Source organism: Leifsonia poae (assembly GCF_050632865.1).
In the GTDB taxonomy this organism is placed as follows: domain Bacteria; phylum Actinomycetota; class Actinomycetes; order Actinomycetales; family Microbacteriaceae; genus Leifsonia; species Leifsonia poae_B.
On sequence record NZ_JBODSA010000003.1, the window covers coordinates 1,370,329 to 1,386,339 of the forward strand.

The window sequence follows — 16,011 nt, forward strand, 5'->3', positions numbered from 1 at the left end:
GCCGTGGCAGACGACTACTACCAGCTGCTGGGCGTCCCGCGATCGGCCGACTCCCACGAGATCCAGCGGGCCTACCGCACGCTCGCGCGGAAGTACCACCCGGACGTGAACAAGCAGCCCGGCGCGGAGGACACCTTCAAGAAGATCAGCGAGGCGTACCACGTGCTGAACGACCCCGAGTCGCGCGCGCAGTACGACCGGTACGGGCCCGAGTTCCGCCGCTACGCGGAGGCCGAACGCGAGTACGCGTCGCAGCCGTCCGGTGGTCCGCGCCCGGGAGGCCGCACCCGCGCACGGCCGGGACCGTCGGGGTTCAGCTGGTCGAGCGCGCAGGCCGGAGCGGGTCCGGGCGGCACATCGGTCGACTGGGACGACCTGTTCGGCGACGTCTTCGGCTCGCGGCGCGGGATGGACTCCGAGGCCGAACTCGAGCTGACGGTCGAGGAGGCCTACCGCGGCGGCCCCCGGACGGTGATCCTCACGGGGCCGGACGGCGAGCGCGAGTCGTTCGACATCCAGATCCCGCCCGGCGCGCTCGACGGGCAGCGCATCCGCGTCTCCGGCGGCGGGCAGCCGGGGCGCCAGGACGGCGGGGCCGGCGACCTGGTCATCACACTCCGGGTCAAGCCCGACCGGCGGCTCCGTCTCGACGGCAAGAACATCGAGATGGACCTGCTGATCTCACCGTGGGAGGCCGCGCTCGGCGCGAGCGTGTCGACGCGCGCTCCCGGCGGAACCATCACGGTGCGCGTCCCACCGGGCTCGTCCAGCGGACGCCGGCTGCGGTTGAAGGGCCAGGGGATGCCGCAGCCCGGAGGGAAGCCGGGCGACCTGTTCGCGAAGGTGAAGATCATGGTCCCCCCGCACCCCAGCCCCCGTGAGCGCGAGCTCTTCGAGCAGCTGCAGCGCGAATCCCGCTTCGATCCGAGGTCGTCGTCATGAGCTCCCCTCTGCTTCCGGTGATCCCGCCCCGCCTCGACCTCGGGATGGTCGCTCTGGCGGCGCGCGTGCATCCCGAGCTGGTCCGTCGGTTCGTCGAGCTCGGGCTCGTTCCCGCCGCCGCCGACGCATCGGGGCGGCTGTGGTTCACGCCGGATGCGCCGGAGCAGGTGCGGCGGATCGTGCGGCTGCACGCCGACCTCTCGCTCAACTACGCCGCTGTCGCCCTGGTCATCGATCTGCTCGCCCGGATCGACGTGCTCGAGGCCCAGCGATCGGTCATCCGTCCCAGAAGGGAGACTCCGCCATGGAGATGAACAAGCTGACCCAGAAGTCCCAGGAGGCGCTGCAGGAGGCCCAGAGCATCGCGACCAGGAACGGGCACACCGAGACCGAGAACGAGCACCTTCTGCTCGCGCTGCTCACCCAGGAGGGCGGCCTGATCCCGCGGCTGCTCGAAGCGGCCGGCGTCGACGTCGCGACCCTCCTCACCGAGGTGCAGCAGGCGATCGAGCGGAAACCGCGGACGACCGGGCCCGGCGCGACTCCCGGTCAGGTATTCCTCTCCCGCACGCTGTCCGCCACCCTCGACCGCGCCGAGAGGGAGGCGAACCGCCTCAAGGACTCGTACGTCTCGGTCGAGCACCTGCTGCTCGCGCTCGCCGACGATCCCGGTGGGGGACAGGCCGCGCGCCTCCTGCAGAGCAACGGCGTGACGAGGGAGTCCTTCCTTCAGGCGCTGACGGCCGTTCGCGGCAATCAGCACGTGAACTCCGCGACCCCGGAGCAGACCTACGAGGCGCTGGAGAAGTACGGGCGCGATCTGGTCGCCGACGCGCGGGCCGGCCGGCTCGACCCGGTCATCGGACGCGACACCGAGATCCGTCGCGTCATCCAGATCCTGTCGCGCAAGACGAAGAACAACCCGGTCCTGATCGGCGAGCCCGGCGTCGGCAAGACGGCGATCGTGGAGGGGCTGGCACAGCGGATCGTCAACACCGACGTCCCCGAAGGGCTCCGCGACAAGACGGTCTTCCAGCTCGACCTCGCGGCCCTCGTCGCCGGCGCGAAGTACCGCGGCGAGTTCGAGGAGCGGATGAAGGCGGTGCTGGCGGAGGTGGTGGCCGCCGAGGGACGCATCCTGTTGTTCATCGACGAACTCCACACCCTTGTGGGCGCTGGGGCGACCGAGGGGGCGATGGATGCGGGGAACATGCTCAAGCCCATGCTCGCCCGCGGAGAGCTGCACCTCATCGGTGCGACCACCTTGGACGAGTACCGGCAGCACATCGAGAAGGACGCGGCTCTCGAACGGCGCTTCCAGACCGTCCTGGTGGACGAGCCGAGCGTCGAGGACGCCATCTCGATCCTCCGCGGGCTGCGCGAACGTCTCGAGGTCTTCCACGGGGTGCGGATCCAGGACAACGCGCTCGTGGCCGCCGTCACGCTGTCGCACCGCTACATCACGGACCGGTTCCTGCCGGACAAGGCCATCGACCTCGTCGACGAGGCCTGCGCCCGGCTGCGCACCGAGATCGACTCGATGCCCGCCGACCTCGACGAGCTCACCCGCCGCGTGACCCGGCTCGAGATCGAGGAGGCCGCACTGGAGAAGGAGACGGACCAGCCGAGCCGAATCCGCCTCGAGGAGCTGCGGCGCGAGCTCGCCGACCTTCGGGCCGAGGCGAACGCCAAACGCGCCCAGTGGGAGGCGGAGCGGCAGGCCATCCGCAAGGTGCAGGAGCTCCGGAGCGAGCTCGAGCAGGTGCGGCGCGAGGCCGAGGACGCCGAGCGGCGCTACGACCTCAACCGCGCGGCCGAGCTGCGCTACGGCCGGCTCGCCGACCTGGAACGGCAGCTCGCCGCGGAGGAGCAGCGGCTGCAGGAGAAGCAGGGCCGCCAGCGACTCCTGCGCGAGGTGGTGACCGAGGAGGAGATCGCCGAGATCGTCGCCGCCTGGACCGGCATCCCGGTCGCCCGGCTGCAGGAGGGCGAGCGCGCGAAAGTGCTGAAGCTCGACGAGATCCTGCACGAACGGGTCGTCGGGCAGGAGGAGGCCGTGCGGCTGGTCACCGACGCGATCATCCGAGCGCGCTCGGGCATCCGGGACGCCCGGCGACCGATCGGCTCCTTCATCTTCCTGGGGCCGACGGGCGTCGGGAAGACGGAACTGGCGAAGGCTCTCGCCGGAGCGCTGTTCGACAGCGAGTCGGCGATGATCCGGCTCGACATGAGCGAGTACCAGGAGCGGCACACGGTCAGCCGTCTGGTCGGCGCCCCTCCCGGGTACGTCGGCTACGACGAGGGCGGCCAGCTCACCGAAGCCGTGCGGCGCCGGCCGTACTGCGTCGTCCTCTTCGACGAGATCGAGAAGGCGCATCCCGACGTCTTCAACACGCTGCTGCAGGTGCTCGACGACGGACGGATCACCGACAGCCAGGGACGCACCGTCGACTTCCGCAACACCATCGTGATCATGACGTCCAACATCGGCGCGGAGCACCTGCTGACCGGTGCCCGCGACAGCTCCGGGGCGATCCCGCAGGACGTCAAGGATCTGGTGCTCGCCGAACTGCGCGGCCGCTTCCGGCCGGAATTCCTCAACCGCGTCGACGACATCATCGTCTTCGCGCCTCTCGGCCTCGAGCAGATCGAGGAGATCGTGGACCTGCTGATGAACGACCTGGCGCGCCGCCTCGCCGAACGCCAGATCCGGCTCAAGGTGACACCCGAGGCCCGGCGCCTTATCGCCGAGCGCGGCTACGACCCGCTCTACGGCGCGAGGCCCCTGCGCAGGTACATCTCGCACGACATCGAGACCCGCTTGGGTCGGGCGCTGCTCTCGGGGGCGGTCCAGGACGGCTCCACCGTGCGCATCGACGTCCGGGACGGCGACATCGTCGTCGACGCGGTCGATGCGCCGGCCGAATTCGACGCCGAAGCGCAGGCGACGGTATGAGCGCCGTCGCGACGAGGGTCATCCGGTGTCCGAACTGCGGGCGCAAGAACCGGGTGCCGGCAGCAGCCAGCGGACGTCCTCGCTGCGCGAACTGCCACAAGCCGCTCCCGTGGATCGCCGATGCCCTCGACGACACGTTCGCCGAGGTCGCCGAGAAGGCGGACCCGCCCGTGATCGTGGACCTGTGGGCGGCGTGGTGCGGCCCGTGCCGTGCGGTCAGTCCGGTTTTGGAGGAACTGGCCGCCGAGCGCGCGGGGAGGTGAAGCTCGTCAAAGTGGATGTCGACCGGGCGCCGCGGTTATCGTCGCGCTTCTCCGTGCAGGCCGTCCCAACCCTGATGATCCTCGACCACGGAGAGGTCATCGCCCGTCAGGCCGGAGCGGCCCCGGCCGCCGTGCTGCGCCGCTGGTTCGACGACGCGATCGCGGGGCGCCGACAGCCGAAGGAGAGCGCCCGCGACGGCGAGGAAGGAGGGTCGCCCCGTGACCGATCGTAGGGATCCCCATATCGTCTACATCCGCCCGGTGAGCCCGCGAACGCCCGGAGCGTGCGAGGACTGCCTGGCACTCGGCACGCCCTGGGTGCACCTGCGGATGTGCCTGACGTGCGGGAAGGTGGGCTGTTGCGATGCGTCGCCGATGAGGCACGCGCGGGCGCACGCCCTGCACGACGGGCATCCCATCGTCCAGTCGCACGAGCCGGGCGAGAGCTGGCGCTGGTGCTACATCGACGAGGACTACGTGTGATGACCGACTCCCGCACCGGCCGTCGAGCGGTGGAGACCGCGGACGCGTTCGGCGCGTACCCGCGGCTCACGCCCGCCCAGTTGCAGGTGCTGAGCGAACACGGCACGACCGAACCCGTCGCGGAGGGCCAGGTGCTCGCGCGCGCCGGCGAACCGCTCGGCTCGTTCTTCGCCGTGATCGAGGGTCGCGTCGCCGTCGAGGCCGGTGGTGTCGACGACGACGAGATGCGGATCGAGGTGCACGGCCCCGGCCGGTTCGTCGGCGACATCGGACTGCTGGAGGGGGAGCCCTCGTTCGCCACGATCACGGCGCTCGAACGCGGCACGGTGCTCGCCGTTCCCATACCGGCGTTGGAGCGGATCGTCACCACCGACCCGGTGCTCGGAGACCTCATCCTGCGCGCCTACCTGATCCGGCGTTCGCTGGCGATCGGGTCCGGCGCCGGGCTCCGCATCGTCGGCTCGCGCTTCTCGCCGGACACGCGGCGATTGCTCGACTTCGCCGCGCGGAACCGGATACCGCACCGGCTGCTCGACCTGGACGGCGATCACTCGGCCGAGGTCATCGTCCGACGGCTGCGTCTCGATGTCGCCGACCTCCCCGTCGTCATCGTCGGCGGCTCCCAGATCCTCCGCAACCCGTCCACCACGCAGCTCTCGCAGGCGCTCGGGATCGGGAGGGGACTGCCCCCGCCCACGTGCGACCTGCTGGTGGTGGGCGCGGGACCGGCGGGCCTGGCCGCGACGGTGTATGCGGCCTCCGACGGGCTGTCGGTCGTCCTCTGCGACGCGGTCGCCACCGGCGGCCAGGCCGCGCGGTCCGCCCGGATCGAGAATTATCTCGGGTTCCCGGCGGGCATCTCGGGCGCCGAACTCGCGGAACGCGCCCGGCTGCAGGCCGTCAAGTTCGGGGCGACCGTCGTCGCGCCGGCCGGCGCCGCAGGGCTCGACCGCACGGGCGGTTCGCTCGCCGTCCGCTTCTCCGACGGCACGACTGTCACCCCGGGCGCGCTCGTGGTCGCGTCCGGGATGGCGTACCGCCGTCTGGAGGCGAAGGACCTCGATCGGTTCGAATACACGAGCGTCTACTACGCGGCGACGGTCAATGAAGCGCGGGAGTGCGGAACCGATCCGGTCGTCGTGGTGGGCGGAGGCAACTCGGCCGGGCAGGCGGCAGTGTTCCTCGCGGGAACGGCGTCTCACGTCCACCTCGTCGTGCGCGGGGCCGACCTCGGCCGGGACATGTCGCGGTACCTGGTCGTCCAGATCGAGGGTCACCCGCGGATCACGGTCCACACGCGGTCCGAGGTGGTCGAAGCGAGAGGAGACGACCGCCTCGAATCCGTCATCGTCGAGCACCGGCCCTCCGGTGAACGAGAAGAACTCGACACGTCGCATCTGTTCGTCTTCATCGGGGCGGTTCCGGCGACGGCGTGGCTCGGTCGCGACGTCGACCGCGACGAGAGGGGTTCCTGCGCACGGGACCGCGGTCTGCCGACGTCGGGTCGGGTGTCCCGCCGTTCGAGACGTCGGTTCCCGGCGTCTTCGCAGTGGGCGACGTGCGCAGCGGATCGGTCAAGCGGATGTCCGCAGCCGTCGGCGAAGGAGCGAGCGTCGTGAAGATGGTCCACGATTTCCTGGCGACCGGAGGCTCGCGGCACTGACCGGCTGGGCGCGCGGAGGCCTCTCGCCGAGCGGACGAAGAATTGCGCTTCCCGGATATCCCGCGCGCGCGTGTCCCTTCTAACGTGGTGGGCGTTGTCACCGTGCTAGGGGTCGACGAACCGCGGTGGCCCTCCCCTTCGGGTGGGGAGGGCCACCGCATCCCTCGCCCGCACATCGGAGGACGCACGCCGGTCCCGCTACGCTCGTGCGCATGCGCGCCTTCCTGATCCTGCACGGCTGGGACAACTTCCGGCCGCCCGGCCACTGGCAGCGTGAGCTCGCCACCGCACTGGAGCAGCGGGACGAGCGGGTCGTCTACCCGCAGCTGCCGGATGCGGCACGCCGCGGCTCGACGCGTGGCGGGAGGCGGCCGACGCAGCCGTGCGCGAAGCGGCCGAGGGCGGCGCACGGGTGACCGTGATCGCGCACAGCCTCGGGGCGGCGCTCTGGCTGGGAGCGCGACCGACGGACCCCGCGGTGGAGTCGTCGGTGGACCGCGTACTGCTGGCCGCGCCGCCGTCCCCGAGCTTTCTGCGCCAGAACCCGGAGGTGGCGGAGTTCGCCGAGCTGACCCTCAGCCGCCCGGCGGCCGACACCCTGATCGTCGCCTCGGATGCGGACCCGTGCAACCAGGAGGGAGCGGAGGCGACTCACGGCCGCCCCCTCGGCATCCCGGTCGTCACCATCCCCGGCGGCGGCCACCTCACCCCGACCTCCGGCTACGGCGAGTGGCCGTCGATGCTGGAGTGGTGCCTCGACCCGTCGGCGGTCATCCGTCCGCGTTGAGATCCCGCGGGTCGGCGTCACCGGCCGTGGCCGCCGCCGACGATGCGGGACCTTCGACCCGGAGGAGGCGCGGCCACCGGACGTAGCGTTACGGCGTCGGTTCTGCGGGAGGAGAAAGCCATGTCAACGAAATCGACGACAGTCGCCGTCGCCACCTACGCGTCGAGGGACGCTGCGGTGGAGGACTACGAGATCATCCGGGGCGCCAAGCACCAGGGGGAGCTCGATCACCTCGCGATCGCGGTGATCGCCAAGGACGCTGACGGATCCTTGGTCGTGGACCGCCACGACTCCACCGCGAAGCACTTCGCCTGGGGAGGCGCGATCATCGGGGCGTCTCTGCTCGTGCTCGTCCCGCCGCTCGGAATCACCACCCTCGCTGCGGGCGCCGCGGGCGCGGGCGCGGTCGCGGGTGCCGGTGCGCTGGCGGGTGCTGGAGGCATCATCGGGCACTTCTACAGGAACATCCCCAAGGAGACGGTCGAGCGGATGGGCGCGACGCTCTCGTCCGGTCAGGCCGGACTGCTCATCATCGCGGTGGACCCGAAGGGCATCGACGTCGGCGCGCTTCTCACGAACGCCGAGAGCAAAGTCGTCACGACGGGCATCCAGGACGAGAAGGACGCAGAGGAGGACGCGCTCGAGTCGGCCTTCGAACAGATGAAGGAAGCAGCCGCGACCACGGCTGCCTGACCCCGTCCGACCGCGCCCCGCGGCGTCAGCGGTGTCGCGGCTTGCGCGGCGGCCGATCGTCGCGCGGCGGCCGGTCGTCGCGGCGCGGTCGGTCATCCCGGCGGGCCCGTGCCCCGCGGTCGGGTCGCAGCTCGATCAGCTTGCCGCTGATCCGCGTGCCCGAGAGCCGGGAGAGCGTGTCCGGCGGGAGGTCGGCCGGCAGTTCGACGATGGAGAAGTCCGGCATGATGCGGATGTGCCCGAAGTCGTCGCGGCTGAGTCCGCCCTCGTTGGCCAGGGCGCCGACGATCTGACGCGGCTCCACGTGCTGTCTCCTGCCGACCTCGATCCGGTACGGCGCCATCGGCGTGCTGTTCCGCTCGCGACGCGCGGGCCGGTCGGCGCGGCCGCCCGCCCGCTCCGAGCGGGAGTCGCGGGAGTCGCGCTCGACGCTCCGTGAGAGAGCGTCGTCGTCGGAGAGCAGGAGCGGTTCGTCGCCCTGCGCCACGACCGCCAGCGCCGCTGCGACATCCGCCTCGGGCACGTCGTGATGTTCCACGTAATGGCCGATGATGTCGCGGAACCGCGCGATCCGATCCTCCTGGCCCAGCGCCTCCGTGATCGCGTCGTCGAAGCGGGCGAGACGCGTGACGTTCACGTCCTCGACGCTCGGGAGCTGCATCTGGGTGAGCGGCTGCCGCGTGGCCTTCTCGATCGCGGTGAGCAGGCGCCGCTCGCGCGGGGTGACGAAGCTGATCGCTGCGCCGCTCCGGCCCGCGCGGCCGGTGCGGCCGATGCGGTGCACGTACGACTCGGTGTCGACCGGGATGTCGAAGTTGACCACGTGGGTGATGCGCTCGACGTCGAGGCCGCGCGCCGCCACATCCGTGGCCACCAGGATGTCGAGCTTGCCGGACTTCAGCTGGTCGACCGTGCGCTCGCGCTGGGCTTGCGCGACGTCGCCGTTGATCGCGGCGGCCGAGTAGCCGCGGGCCCGCAGCCGCTCGGCCAGGGTCTCGGTCTCGTTCTTGGTGCGGACGAAGACGATCATGCCCTCGAAGTTCTCCACCTCGAGGATGCGCGTGAGCGCATCGACTTTCTGGGCGTACGACACCACGAGGTAGCGCTGCGTCGTGTTCGCCGACGTGGTGGTCTTGGTCTTGACCGTGATCTCTTCGGGATCGTGCAGGTAGTTCTTGGAGATGCGACGGATCTGCGCCGGCATCGTCGCCGAGAACAGGGCGACCTGCTTGTCGTCCGGAGTGTCGGCGAGGATGGTCTCCACATCCTCCGCGAACCCCATCTTCAGCATCTCGTCCGCCTCGTCGAGCACGAGGTACTTGAGCTCGGAGAGGTCCAGCGTCCCCTTGTCTAGGTGGTCCATGATGCGCCCCGGCGTGCCGACGACGATGTGCACGCCCCTCCGCAGGGCCGACAGCTGGACGCCGTAGCCCTGGCCGCCGTAGACCGGCAGCAGGTGGACGCCCTTCATGTGGGTCGCGTAGCTCTCGAACGCCTCCGCCACCTGCAGCGCGAGCTCGCGGGTGGGCGCCAGCACGAGCGCCTGGGGCGACTTCTGCGACAGGTCCAGGCGGGACAGGATGGGCAACGCGAACGCGGCCGTCTTTCCCGTTCCGGTCTGGGCGAGCCCCACGACGTCCCGACCCTCCATGAGGAGGGGGATCGTTGCGGCCTGGATGGCCGACGGGGTTTCGTAGCCGACGTCCTTCAGAGCCTTCAGCACGGCGCCGTCGAGCCCGAGGTCGGAGAAGGTCAGGGCTTCGTCGGCGGTGTCGTCATCGCTGGGCGAGTCTCCGTGCATGGTCATCGTCCAACGGTAGCCCGGCTGCGGTCACTCCGCACACCGCTCGTCTCGACTAGCATGCGGGGATGACGAAGCCTGCTCCGATCGCCGACGTCTCGATCGGCGGCACGTCGATCCGTCTGGGCCAGTTCCTGAAGTTCGCCGGACTCTTCGATTCCGGGGGAGACGTCAAGGAGGCGATCGCGGACGGCCTCGTCACCGTGAACGGCGAGGTCGACCTCCGGCGCGGACGGCAGCTGCAGCTCGGCGACGTCGTCGCCTTCGAGGGGCGCCGGGTGCGGGTCAGCGCCTGATGCGACGCGTCCTGGTACTGGGCGGCACCGGCTGGCTGGGGCGCACCATCGTCGGTGCTTTGCTGGCGACCGGTGCAGAGGTCACCTGCCTGGCGCGAGGGGAGTCGGGCGCGGTCCCGGAGGGAGCGCGACTGATCCGTGCCGACCGCCGGGATCCGGCCGTGTACGAACAGGTACTCGGCGACTGGGACGAGGTCGTCGAGCTGGCCTACGCCCCCGACCTCGTCGAGCCCGCACTCGACGCCCTCGCCGATCGCGCCGGCCATTGGACGCTGGTGTCGACCGTCTCCGTCTATGCCCGCAACGACGAGCCCGGCGCCGACGAGTCCGCGGCCGTCGTGGAGCCGACCGACCTCGACCAGTACCCGGACGCGAAGGTCGCGGCCGAGCGGGCGAGCGCCATGCGGCTCGGCGACCGCCTCCTCATCGCGCGGCCGGGGTTGATCGTCGGCCCCGGCGATCCGACGGACAGGTTCGGATACTGGCCCGCACGCTTCAGCCGGCCCGGCGCGGTGCTTGCGCCGACTCCTGTCAGCCGTTTCGTGCAGGTGATCGATGTGGCGGATCTGGCTGCCTGGATCGCGCACGCGGGCATCCAACGGACGGTCGGTACCGCCAATGCGGTCGGGGAGCCCGTGCCGATGGCCGACTTCCTCCGGCTGGCCGCCTCGATCGCAGGCTACGAGGGCGGCCTGATCGAGCTCGGCGATGACGCGCTGCTCGCTCAGGGCGTGAACTACTGGGCCGGCCCGCGGTCCCTGCCGCTGTGGCTCCCGCTCGCGGATGTGGGGTTCGCGCAGCGCGCCGCCGTGCCGTTCCGCGAGTCCGGGGGACGGCTCACTCCTCTCGAGGAGACGGTGCAGCGCGTTCTCGCGGACGAGCTCGCACGCGGCGTCGACCGGGAGCGACGCTCGGGGCTGACGGCGGAGGAGGAACGCGCGGTCATCCTGGGCGCGGAGTCGGGCGCCGACCGCCAGGCGTGACCGCCGCGGCACACCCCCGTGGCGCGGACCGGCGGTCACGACCCGTGCCGCCCGCATCATGAGGTCGGCCATCAGCAGACGCTCCACCCCTGCGAAGCGGCTCCTGCCGGTCCACGGAGTATGGCAGTCGAGGGTAAACGCAGGGGAAATCACGCGGTTGCGGTGAAAGGTGCTGGAACGGTCAGCGGTCGCCGTCAGGCGCGATGGTGGTCAGCCGTCCGGTGCCGTCCATCCGAAGCCAGACGCCCTCCTGACCGCACTGGTCGTGCACCAGGGGTGCGCTCGTCCTGAACGGATCCCCGGCGGTGAAACCATGGATGGGCGCCGCGGTGATCTCGAGGCGGTCGCCGTCGTGTGGAGGCGTGGTGGGCTCCGCGGCATTGACGGCCACGATGCCGGAGCCGGCCCTGCAGTCGCCGTCGACGCAGACGCGGACGTTCGTGTCGGGATGGGCCGTGACCCACTCCTTCACATCCACGGTGACAAGCGGTGCGACGCGGATGTCGTACCCGCAGCCTCCCGCCTGGCTGCAGCCGGTCAGCGCGGCTGCGAGGGCGAGAGCGGCGGCGGCGAGGGAAGCCCCGATGGCGGATGGTCTCACCGTCGACGCAGCGCCCGGAGGTAGCGCCGCTTCGCCACCCGCTGTGCGACGAGCAGTAGTGGGAACAGAAGGCGCCACGGCTGCTGGGGCGCTCGCCGCGTCAGCGAGCGGACGGTGAGCGCGATCGTCCCGTCGGCGGCGCGGTCGAGGATGAACGCCTCCTCGCCGTCGACCGGATGCCCGGGCAGCGTCCGGTACGCGAAACCCACCCGGCTCGGCTCCTCCACGACGGAGACCACCTCCACCGGCTCCACGATCGTGATGCCCGGCAGGCGCACGCGGATGCGCTCGTGCCGTCCGGCCTGCACCGGCCCAGCCGAGTCGACCCGGAAGCCGCTTCGGGTCTTCACCGCCCAGCGGAGCAGGTCGTGCGTCGCCCGCGTCCAGTAGTCATCACCTCGGCCGACGACGGCGGACACCTCCACGCGCCGGTACGCAGGGTCGGTCGGCTCCCAGCTGCGCGCCTCCGGCATCGTCACCGCGTGCGTCTCGCGCGTGCCATGAGGGCGCCGACCACCAGTGCGACCACCCCGAGGAGCGCGAGGCCGAGGCCCAGCCAGACCTCCAGATAGTCCGGGGCGTGCCCGACCTGTGTGTACTGCCGGTACACGTGGACCGGAAGAACCGGAAGGGTGCCGGACGTCATCGACGACTGGTCGGCGGTGACCTTGGCGACCCAGCTCCACGTCGCGCCGGCCACGAGCGCGACGGCGCCGACCACGAGGATCGTGATGACGGATGACCGTCGGGCGGGCGCCGACGCCGAGGCGGCCGTCACTCCCACACCTTCCGGCTGTCGGCGGCACGCGCCCGCAGAGCCCCGCCGTCGAGGACGACCCGCGACTCCGGGATGCCCTCGGCCGGCCACTGCGTCACGATCTCGAGCGGGCCCTCGGGCGGGAGCGGCCAGAGCCACATACCGTCGAGGTGCACGGTGTAGTCGGGGCCGCCCGCGCCGCCGCCGCCGCCGGAGGCGAACAGCGAGTGCGCGTCCCCGCGGTCCTCGTCGGGGGTCCACCCGGGGCGGTCGAGGAGGAGGTGCTGGCCGTCGCCGAGAGCCATGCCGTAGCGCAGCCGGTCCGCGCCCATTCCGGGGAAGGACGCGTGGGCCGACCACTGCACCGTCTCCCATTCCCGCCGGTTGCGGCTGCCGCGCCGGGAGCGGCGATCGATCACGATGTCGACGCCGTTCCGGAAGACGCGCGCGTGCGACACGACGATGGCGACGGTGTCGGTCACCGCGAGCGCTTCGCCGATCGGGACGATCGCGGGCACCTCGTCGGCGGGTGGGTTCCAGCGCGGGTCCTGCTCCATCTCGGGCGGCTCGACGTCGTCCTCGGGTGGATCGGGTGGGAAGAAGTTCATGTCGTCCTCTCTGTCAGGGTGGATGCGTCGGGGTGGATGCGCGGTCAGCCGTCCGACGCGGCGGACCCGGGCATCGCACTGCCGGTGAGCTCGTGCCGGGAGTACGTGTAGACGAAGCAGTCGAAGCGACGGTCGCCGCTGTCCCACGCGGCGGCGGTCGCCGGGTAGCGGAGGTCGGTCATGACGTCCTCGCCCCAGATCGCGACCCAGTGCCAGTTGAGCCCCGGGGCCGCGCAGAGGTCGCCGACCTGGGTGTCGAGCGCTGCGGTCCCGGGGAAGGGCGCGCCCGCCGGCTGCGGCAGCACCCCTTTCGACGTGAGCTGTGCGATGTGCCGGGCCGAGCAGTCCACCACCGGGTAGGCGTCCGCCCACTTCGACGGGTACACCTGCAGGCAGTCGCCGGGCTGGAGCGTGTCGACCGGCTGCGACGGCACGGTCGCGACCTGCGTCGGCGTGGGCCGCGGTGGGAGACCGAGCGGCGCGGGCCGCGACGAGGCGCGCGGGATGGCTGGCACATGCGCGGCCGACGCGTCGGCCGCGGGATCCCCGAACACCGTGCCGACCGCGACCGCGCCGACGACGCCGAGAGCAATCATCGCAGCCACGGTGATCGCGGCCAGGATGCCCCACCCGCGTCGCGACAGACCGCTCGGCTCGGCGTCCGCTGAGACGTCGACGCTCGCTCCCCCGCGGTCGTCCTTCACGCGGTCATCCTACGGCTCGGGTGCCCGACGCGCCCTGCGAACCCGCTGGGCCACCGGATGACGCGGGCACTGCATCCATGTCAGGATGGCGGCATCGAACCGAGGGGGAGTCGATGGAAGCGGAATCGCGGACGGCACCGGCGGGGAGGCCGCGCGTCCGGCGCTCGTGGACCGGCCGATCCTCCGGCGCGCACGCGCCCTGGTGCTGTGGGCGCTGGGAGCCGCCATCCTGTATTCGGCGCTGGTCGCGTCCAAGGGGAGCTGCCCGGGCGGCTTCGCCATGGACGGCGGGTTCCTGGACGCGAACGGCGACCCGACCAGCGTGCAGCCGCAGTGCATCCAGCTCACGCTGCAGCCGAGCCCGGTCGTCTACCTGGCGATCGCGCTGACCGTCGTGATCGCGCTCGGCCGGGCCGCGCGAGCCGTCGGCGTGGATGCGGCCTTGCGCACGCTGAATCGGGCGGCGATCGTCGCGGTGGGGATCGCAGTCGTCTCGATGGTCGTCGCGATCCTGTGGTTCCGGGCGATCCCGACGCCGGCCGAACACGGGACCATCCTGTTCCCCTTCCCGTTCGGCGGAGGGACGATGACCATCACGCCGCAGGAGCCGGGGTCTGGCGGCTGAGCCGGGTTCACCGCCGCAGGTCGACACCCGTCACGTCGGCAAGCCGCTCGACGAGCCGTGCCTGGAACGCCGGATCGGTCGTCGCGGGATGCGGCGCCCGCGCCTGCCGGTGGTACCAGTATCCGCCGGTGACCGGGTCGATCGACGCCGTATCCGCGGTGGCCAGCCACTCCTGGGTGCGGTGTCCCTCCTCCAGGCTGTCGGGGGCGCCCCGGCCGCCCATCCGCGTGGGCACCCACCCCGGGTCGACCGCGTGCGACAGCGTGTCGGTGTTGTCGGCGAGCCACATCGCGAGGGCAGTGACGAGGAGCTTGCTGGTCGAGTAGTCGCCGCGGCCGGAGAAGGCGCGGTCCAGGTCCGGCGAACCGGAGCGGTGCATTCCGCTGCTCAGCACGATCGACCGGGCCGGGGGAGCGAGCGACGCCATCAGGAGGTACGGCGCGATCACGTTGACGGCTGTCACCGGGCCGTCGATCACACCCGCGTTGTGGATGACGGCGTCGAAGCGGCCGAGGTCGTTCGCCTGGCGTGCCACGTCGAGCACGGCGGAGGAATCCGCGAGGTCGCCGAACACCAGCGCGTGCATCCGGTCGGCGACGTCCGGATCCGTCAGGCGGTCCGGCCGTCGCGCGTGGAGGACGACCCGATGGCCGGCGCGGGCGAGGGCGTCGGCGGTCGCCAGGCCGAGGCCGGTGGACGCGCCCGTCACGAGGATCATCATGGTCACCCATGATCGGCCCGATGATCTCCGAAAGGAAGCGTCGGGGCCCTCTCGACGCGCGTTCGGATGCTCGGGCAGGATGTGCGCATGGCGACCCTCAGCAACATCGTGTTCTACGCGAACGATCCGCAGCGACTGGCCGACTTCTGGTCGGGTGTGTTCCGCTACCCGCCGCAGCGCATCGATGGGGAGTTCCGCGACCAACTGCTTGCGGGCGGCCTGACCGAGGCCGACCTCGCGAAACGCGCGATGGCCGAGAGCGAAGACGGCAGCGGTCCGCGGCTGTTCTTCCATCACGCGAGCGGGCCGAAGACCGGCCGCAATCGCCTCCACATCGACGTGCGCGCCGTGGAGGGGCGACCCCCGACGGACGAAGAGCTCGACGCCGAGAAGGACCGGCTCGTCGAGCTCGGCGCCTCGGTCTTCCGGCTGATCGACCAGGACTGGGGGCCGTTCCACGAGCGGTACTACCAGATGCTCGATCCGGAGGGCAACGAGTTCGACCTGCAGTGACGGCCGGGCGATGTCGAAGACGAGGCTGGAGGCGTTCAGCGACGGCGTGCTCGCCGTGGCGATCACGCTGCTCGTCCTCGACCTGCACTTGGAGCCCGGGAACGGCGAGAGCCTGCTCGACCAGCTCGCGGCCGCGTGGCCGTCGTTCGCGGCGTACCTCGTCAGCTTCCTCGTCATCGGCGTGATCTGGGTGAACCACCATTCCATCCTCCGGCTGGTCCTGTCCGTCGACCGGGTGCTGCTGTTCTGGAACCTCGTCCTCCTGATGTTCGTGACGACCATCCCGTTCACGACCGCCACCCTCGCGGGTGCGATCGCCGACGGCAGCGCGGAGGACATCCGTGTCGCGGCGGTGCTCTACGGCGGGGCGTCGACGGGGTTCGCGATCGCGTTCACGTTCCTCTACGCGCGCATCCTGCTCACGCAGGTGCAGGCCGGGGCGATGGATGCGGCGCAGCGCGGCGCGGCGCTGCGGCGGTTCGGCATCGGCACGCTGTTCTACCCCGCGCTGACCGTCGTAGGGGCGCTGTACGCGCCGGCGATGCTCGTCGGATTCACCGCCCTCAGCTTCTACTACCTCTTCAACCAGACCGGGCTCACTGAGGAGTGAAGTCC

The 16,011-nt window shown here is 71.2% G+C and carries 20 protein-coding genes and 1 pseudogene; 14 read left to right on the forward strand and 7 right to left on the reverse strand.

Going from position 1 to position 16,011, the window contains the following annotated elements; genetic code table 11:
• The first annotated feature begins 3 nt into the window (after nucleotides 1-3).
• From ACRAWB_RS17160 to ACRAWB_RS17200, 9 genes and pseudogenes are all read left to right on the forward strand, one after another.
• Nucleotides 4-942 carry a DnaJ C-terminal domain-containing protein gene (locus ACRAWB_RS17160; RefSeq protein ID WP_431354426.1) on the forward strand — a complete coding sequence of 313 codons (939 nt, stop codon included), beginning with the start codon at nucleotides 4-6 and terminating at the stop codon, nucleotides 940-942.
• Nucleotides 939-1,256, forward strand: coding sequence for a chaperone modulator CbpM (locus tag ACRAWB_RS17165; protein ID WP_431354427.1), 318 nt, complete (start codon nucleotides 939-941; stop codon nucleotides 1,254-1,256). Before ACRAWB_RS17160 ends, ACRAWB_RS17165 begins: the two co-directional genes overlap by 4 nt.
• A complete protein-coding gene (gene clpB, locus ACRAWB_RS17170; RefSeq protein ID WP_431354428.1) occupies nucleotides 1,247-3,898 on the forward strand; it encodes an ATP-dependent chaperone ClpB in 2,652 nt (883 codons plus the stop codon). The genes ACRAWB_RS17165 and clpB overlap by 10 nt, the downstream gene beginning before the upstream one ends.
• Nucleotides 3,895-4,394, forward strand: a pseudogene (gene trxA / locus ACRAWB_RS17175) (thioredoxin). Before clpB ends, trxA begins: the two are co-directional and overlap by 4 nt.
• 28 nt (nucleotides 4,395-4,422) lie before the next feature.
• A complete protein-coding gene (locus ACRAWB_RS17180; RefSeq protein WP_431354538.1) occupies nucleotides 4,423-4,644 on the forward strand; it encodes a UBP-type zinc finger domain-containing protein in 222 nt (73 codons plus the stop codon).
• Nucleotides 4,644-6,263: an FAD-dependent oxidoreductase gene (locus ACRAWB_RS17185; protein WP_431354429.1), complete on the forward strand. Its 1,620-nt coding sequence runs from the start codon at nucleotides 4,644-4,646 to the stop codon at nucleotides 6,261-6,263. Before ACRAWB_RS17180 ends, ACRAWB_RS17185 begins: the two co-directional genes overlap by 1 nt.
• A 256-nt stretch (nucleotides 6,264-6,519) precedes the next feature.
• Nucleotides 6,520-6,723 (forward strand): hypothetical protein, encoded by a 204-nt coding sequence (locus tag ACRAWB_RS17190; protein WP_431354430.1) that lies wholly within the window; start codon nucleotides 6,520-6,522, stop codon nucleotides 6,721-6,723.
• Nucleotides 6,690-7,094 carry an alpha/beta hydrolase gene (locus ACRAWB_RS17195; RefSeq protein ID WP_431354431.1) on the forward strand — a complete coding sequence of 135 codons (405 nt, stop codon included), beginning with the start codon at nucleotides 6,690-6,692 and terminating at the stop codon, nucleotides 7,092-7,094. The genes ACRAWB_RS17190 and ACRAWB_RS17195 overlap by 34 nt, the downstream gene beginning before the upstream one ends.
• 120 nt (nucleotides 7,095-7,214) lie before the next feature.
• Nucleotides 7,215-7,787: a hypothetical protein gene (locus tag ACRAWB_RS17200; RefSeq protein WP_431354432.1), complete on the forward strand. Its 573-nt coding sequence runs from the start codon at nucleotides 7,215-7,217 to the stop codon at nucleotides 7,785-7,787.
• Nucleotides 7,788-7,812: 25 nt separating this feature from the next.
• On the opposite strand, the gene ACRAWB_RS17205 is transcribed toward ACRAWB_RS17200, so the two are convergent.
• On the reverse strand, nucleotides 7,813-9,588 hold the full coding sequence (locus tag ACRAWB_RS17205) for a DEAD/DEAH box helicase (RefSeq protein ID WP_431354539.1): 1,776 nt from the start codon (nucleotides 9,586-9,588) through the stop codon (nucleotides 7,813-7,815).
• A gap of 68 nt (nucleotides 9,589-9,656) precedes the next feature.
• Here ACRAWB_RS17205 and ACRAWB_RS17210 point away from each other — a divergent pair, with 68 nt between their 5' ends.
• Both ACRAWB_RS17210 and ACRAWB_RS17215 read left to right on the forward strand, forming a co-directional pair.
• Complete coding sequence (locus ACRAWB_RS17210) at nucleotides 9,657-9,884, forward strand: RNA-binding S4 domain-containing protein (protein WP_431354433.1); 228 nt, start codon at nucleotides 9,657-9,659, stop codon at nucleotides 9,882-9,884.
• The gene (locus ACRAWB_RS17215) at nucleotides 9,884-10,867 is read left to right on the forward strand and encodes an NAD-dependent epimerase/dehydratase family protein (protein ID WP_431354434.1); all 984 of its coding nucleotides are present in this window, start codon (nucleotides 9,884-9,886) and stop codon (nucleotides 10,865-10,867) included. The genes ACRAWB_RS17210 and ACRAWB_RS17215 overlap by 1 nt, the downstream gene beginning before the upstream one ends.
• Before the next feature lie 181 nt (nucleotides 10,868-11,048).
• Here ACRAWB_RS17215 and ACRAWB_RS17220 read toward each other — a convergent pair whose 3' ends face one another.
• The 5 genes from ACRAWB_RS17220 to ACRAWB_RS17240 are packed head-to-tail and all read right to left on the reverse strand — an operon-like array spanning nucleotide 11,049 to nucleotide 13,537.
• A complete protein-coding gene (locus ACRAWB_RS17220; protein ID WP_431354435.1) occupies nucleotides 11,049-11,468 on the reverse strand; it encodes a hypothetical protein in 420 nt (139 codons plus the stop codon).
• The gene (locus ACRAWB_RS17225) at nucleotides 11,465-11,941 is read right to left on the reverse strand and encodes a DUF1990 family protein (protein WP_431354540.1); all 477 of its coding nucleotides are present in this window, start codon (nucleotides 11,939-11,941) and stop codon (nucleotides 11,465-11,467) included. The genes ACRAWB_RS17220 and ACRAWB_RS17225 overlap by 4 nt, the downstream gene beginning before the upstream one ends.
• A gap of 2 nt (nucleotides 11,942-11,943) precedes the next feature.
• A complete protein-coding gene (locus ACRAWB_RS17230; RefSeq protein ID WP_431354436.1) occupies nucleotides 11,944-12,246 on the reverse strand; it encodes a hypothetical protein in 303 nt (100 codons plus the stop codon).
• On the reverse strand, nucleotides 12,243-12,833 hold the full coding sequence (locus ACRAWB_RS17235; protein ID WP_431354437.1) for a hypothetical protein: 591 nt from the start codon (nucleotides 12,831-12,833) through the stop codon (nucleotides 12,243-12,245). The genes ACRAWB_RS17230 and ACRAWB_RS17235 overlap by 4 nt, the downstream gene beginning before the upstream one ends.
• Before the next feature lie 44 nt (nucleotides 12,834-12,877).
• A complete protein-coding gene (locus tag ACRAWB_RS17240; protein WP_431354438.1) occupies nucleotides 12,878-13,537 on the reverse strand; it encodes a septum formation family protein in 660 nt (219 codons plus the stop codon).
• Between the two features lie 85 nt (nucleotides 13,538-13,622).
• Between ACRAWB_RS17240 and ACRAWB_RS17245 the strand changes: the two genes are divergently transcribed.
• Complete coding sequence (locus ACRAWB_RS17245; RefSeq protein ID WP_431354439.1) at nucleotides 13,623-14,162, forward strand: hypothetical protein; 540 nt, start codon at nucleotides 13,623-13,625, stop codon at nucleotides 14,160-14,162.
• Between the two features lie 7 nt (nucleotides 14,163-14,169).
• Here ACRAWB_RS17245 and ACRAWB_RS17250 read toward each other — a convergent pair whose 3' ends face one another.
• Entirely contained in the window at nucleotides 14,170-14,883 is a 714-nt protein-coding gene (locus tag ACRAWB_RS17250) for an SDR family NAD(P)-dependent oxidoreductase (protein ID WP_431354541.1), read from the reverse strand.
• A gap of 87 nt (nucleotides 14,884-14,970) precedes the next feature.
• On the opposite strand from ACRAWB_RS17250, the gene ACRAWB_RS17255 reads away from it, so the two are divergent.
• Together ACRAWB_RS17255 and ACRAWB_RS17260 are read left to right on the forward strand one after the other, a co-directional pair.
• Complete coding sequence (locus ACRAWB_RS17255; protein ID WP_431354440.1) at nucleotides 14,971-15,396, forward strand: VOC family protein; 426 nt, start codon at nucleotides 14,971-14,973, stop codon at nucleotides 15,394-15,396.
• A gap of 10 nt (nucleotides 15,397-15,406) precedes the next feature.
• Nucleotides 15,407-16,006: a TMEM175 family protein gene (locus tag ACRAWB_RS17260; RefSeq protein WP_431354441.1), complete on the forward strand. Its 600-nt coding sequence runs from the start codon at nucleotides 15,407-15,409 to the stop codon at nucleotides 16,004-16,006.
• Nucleotides 16,007-16,011 lie beyond the last annotated feature (5 nt).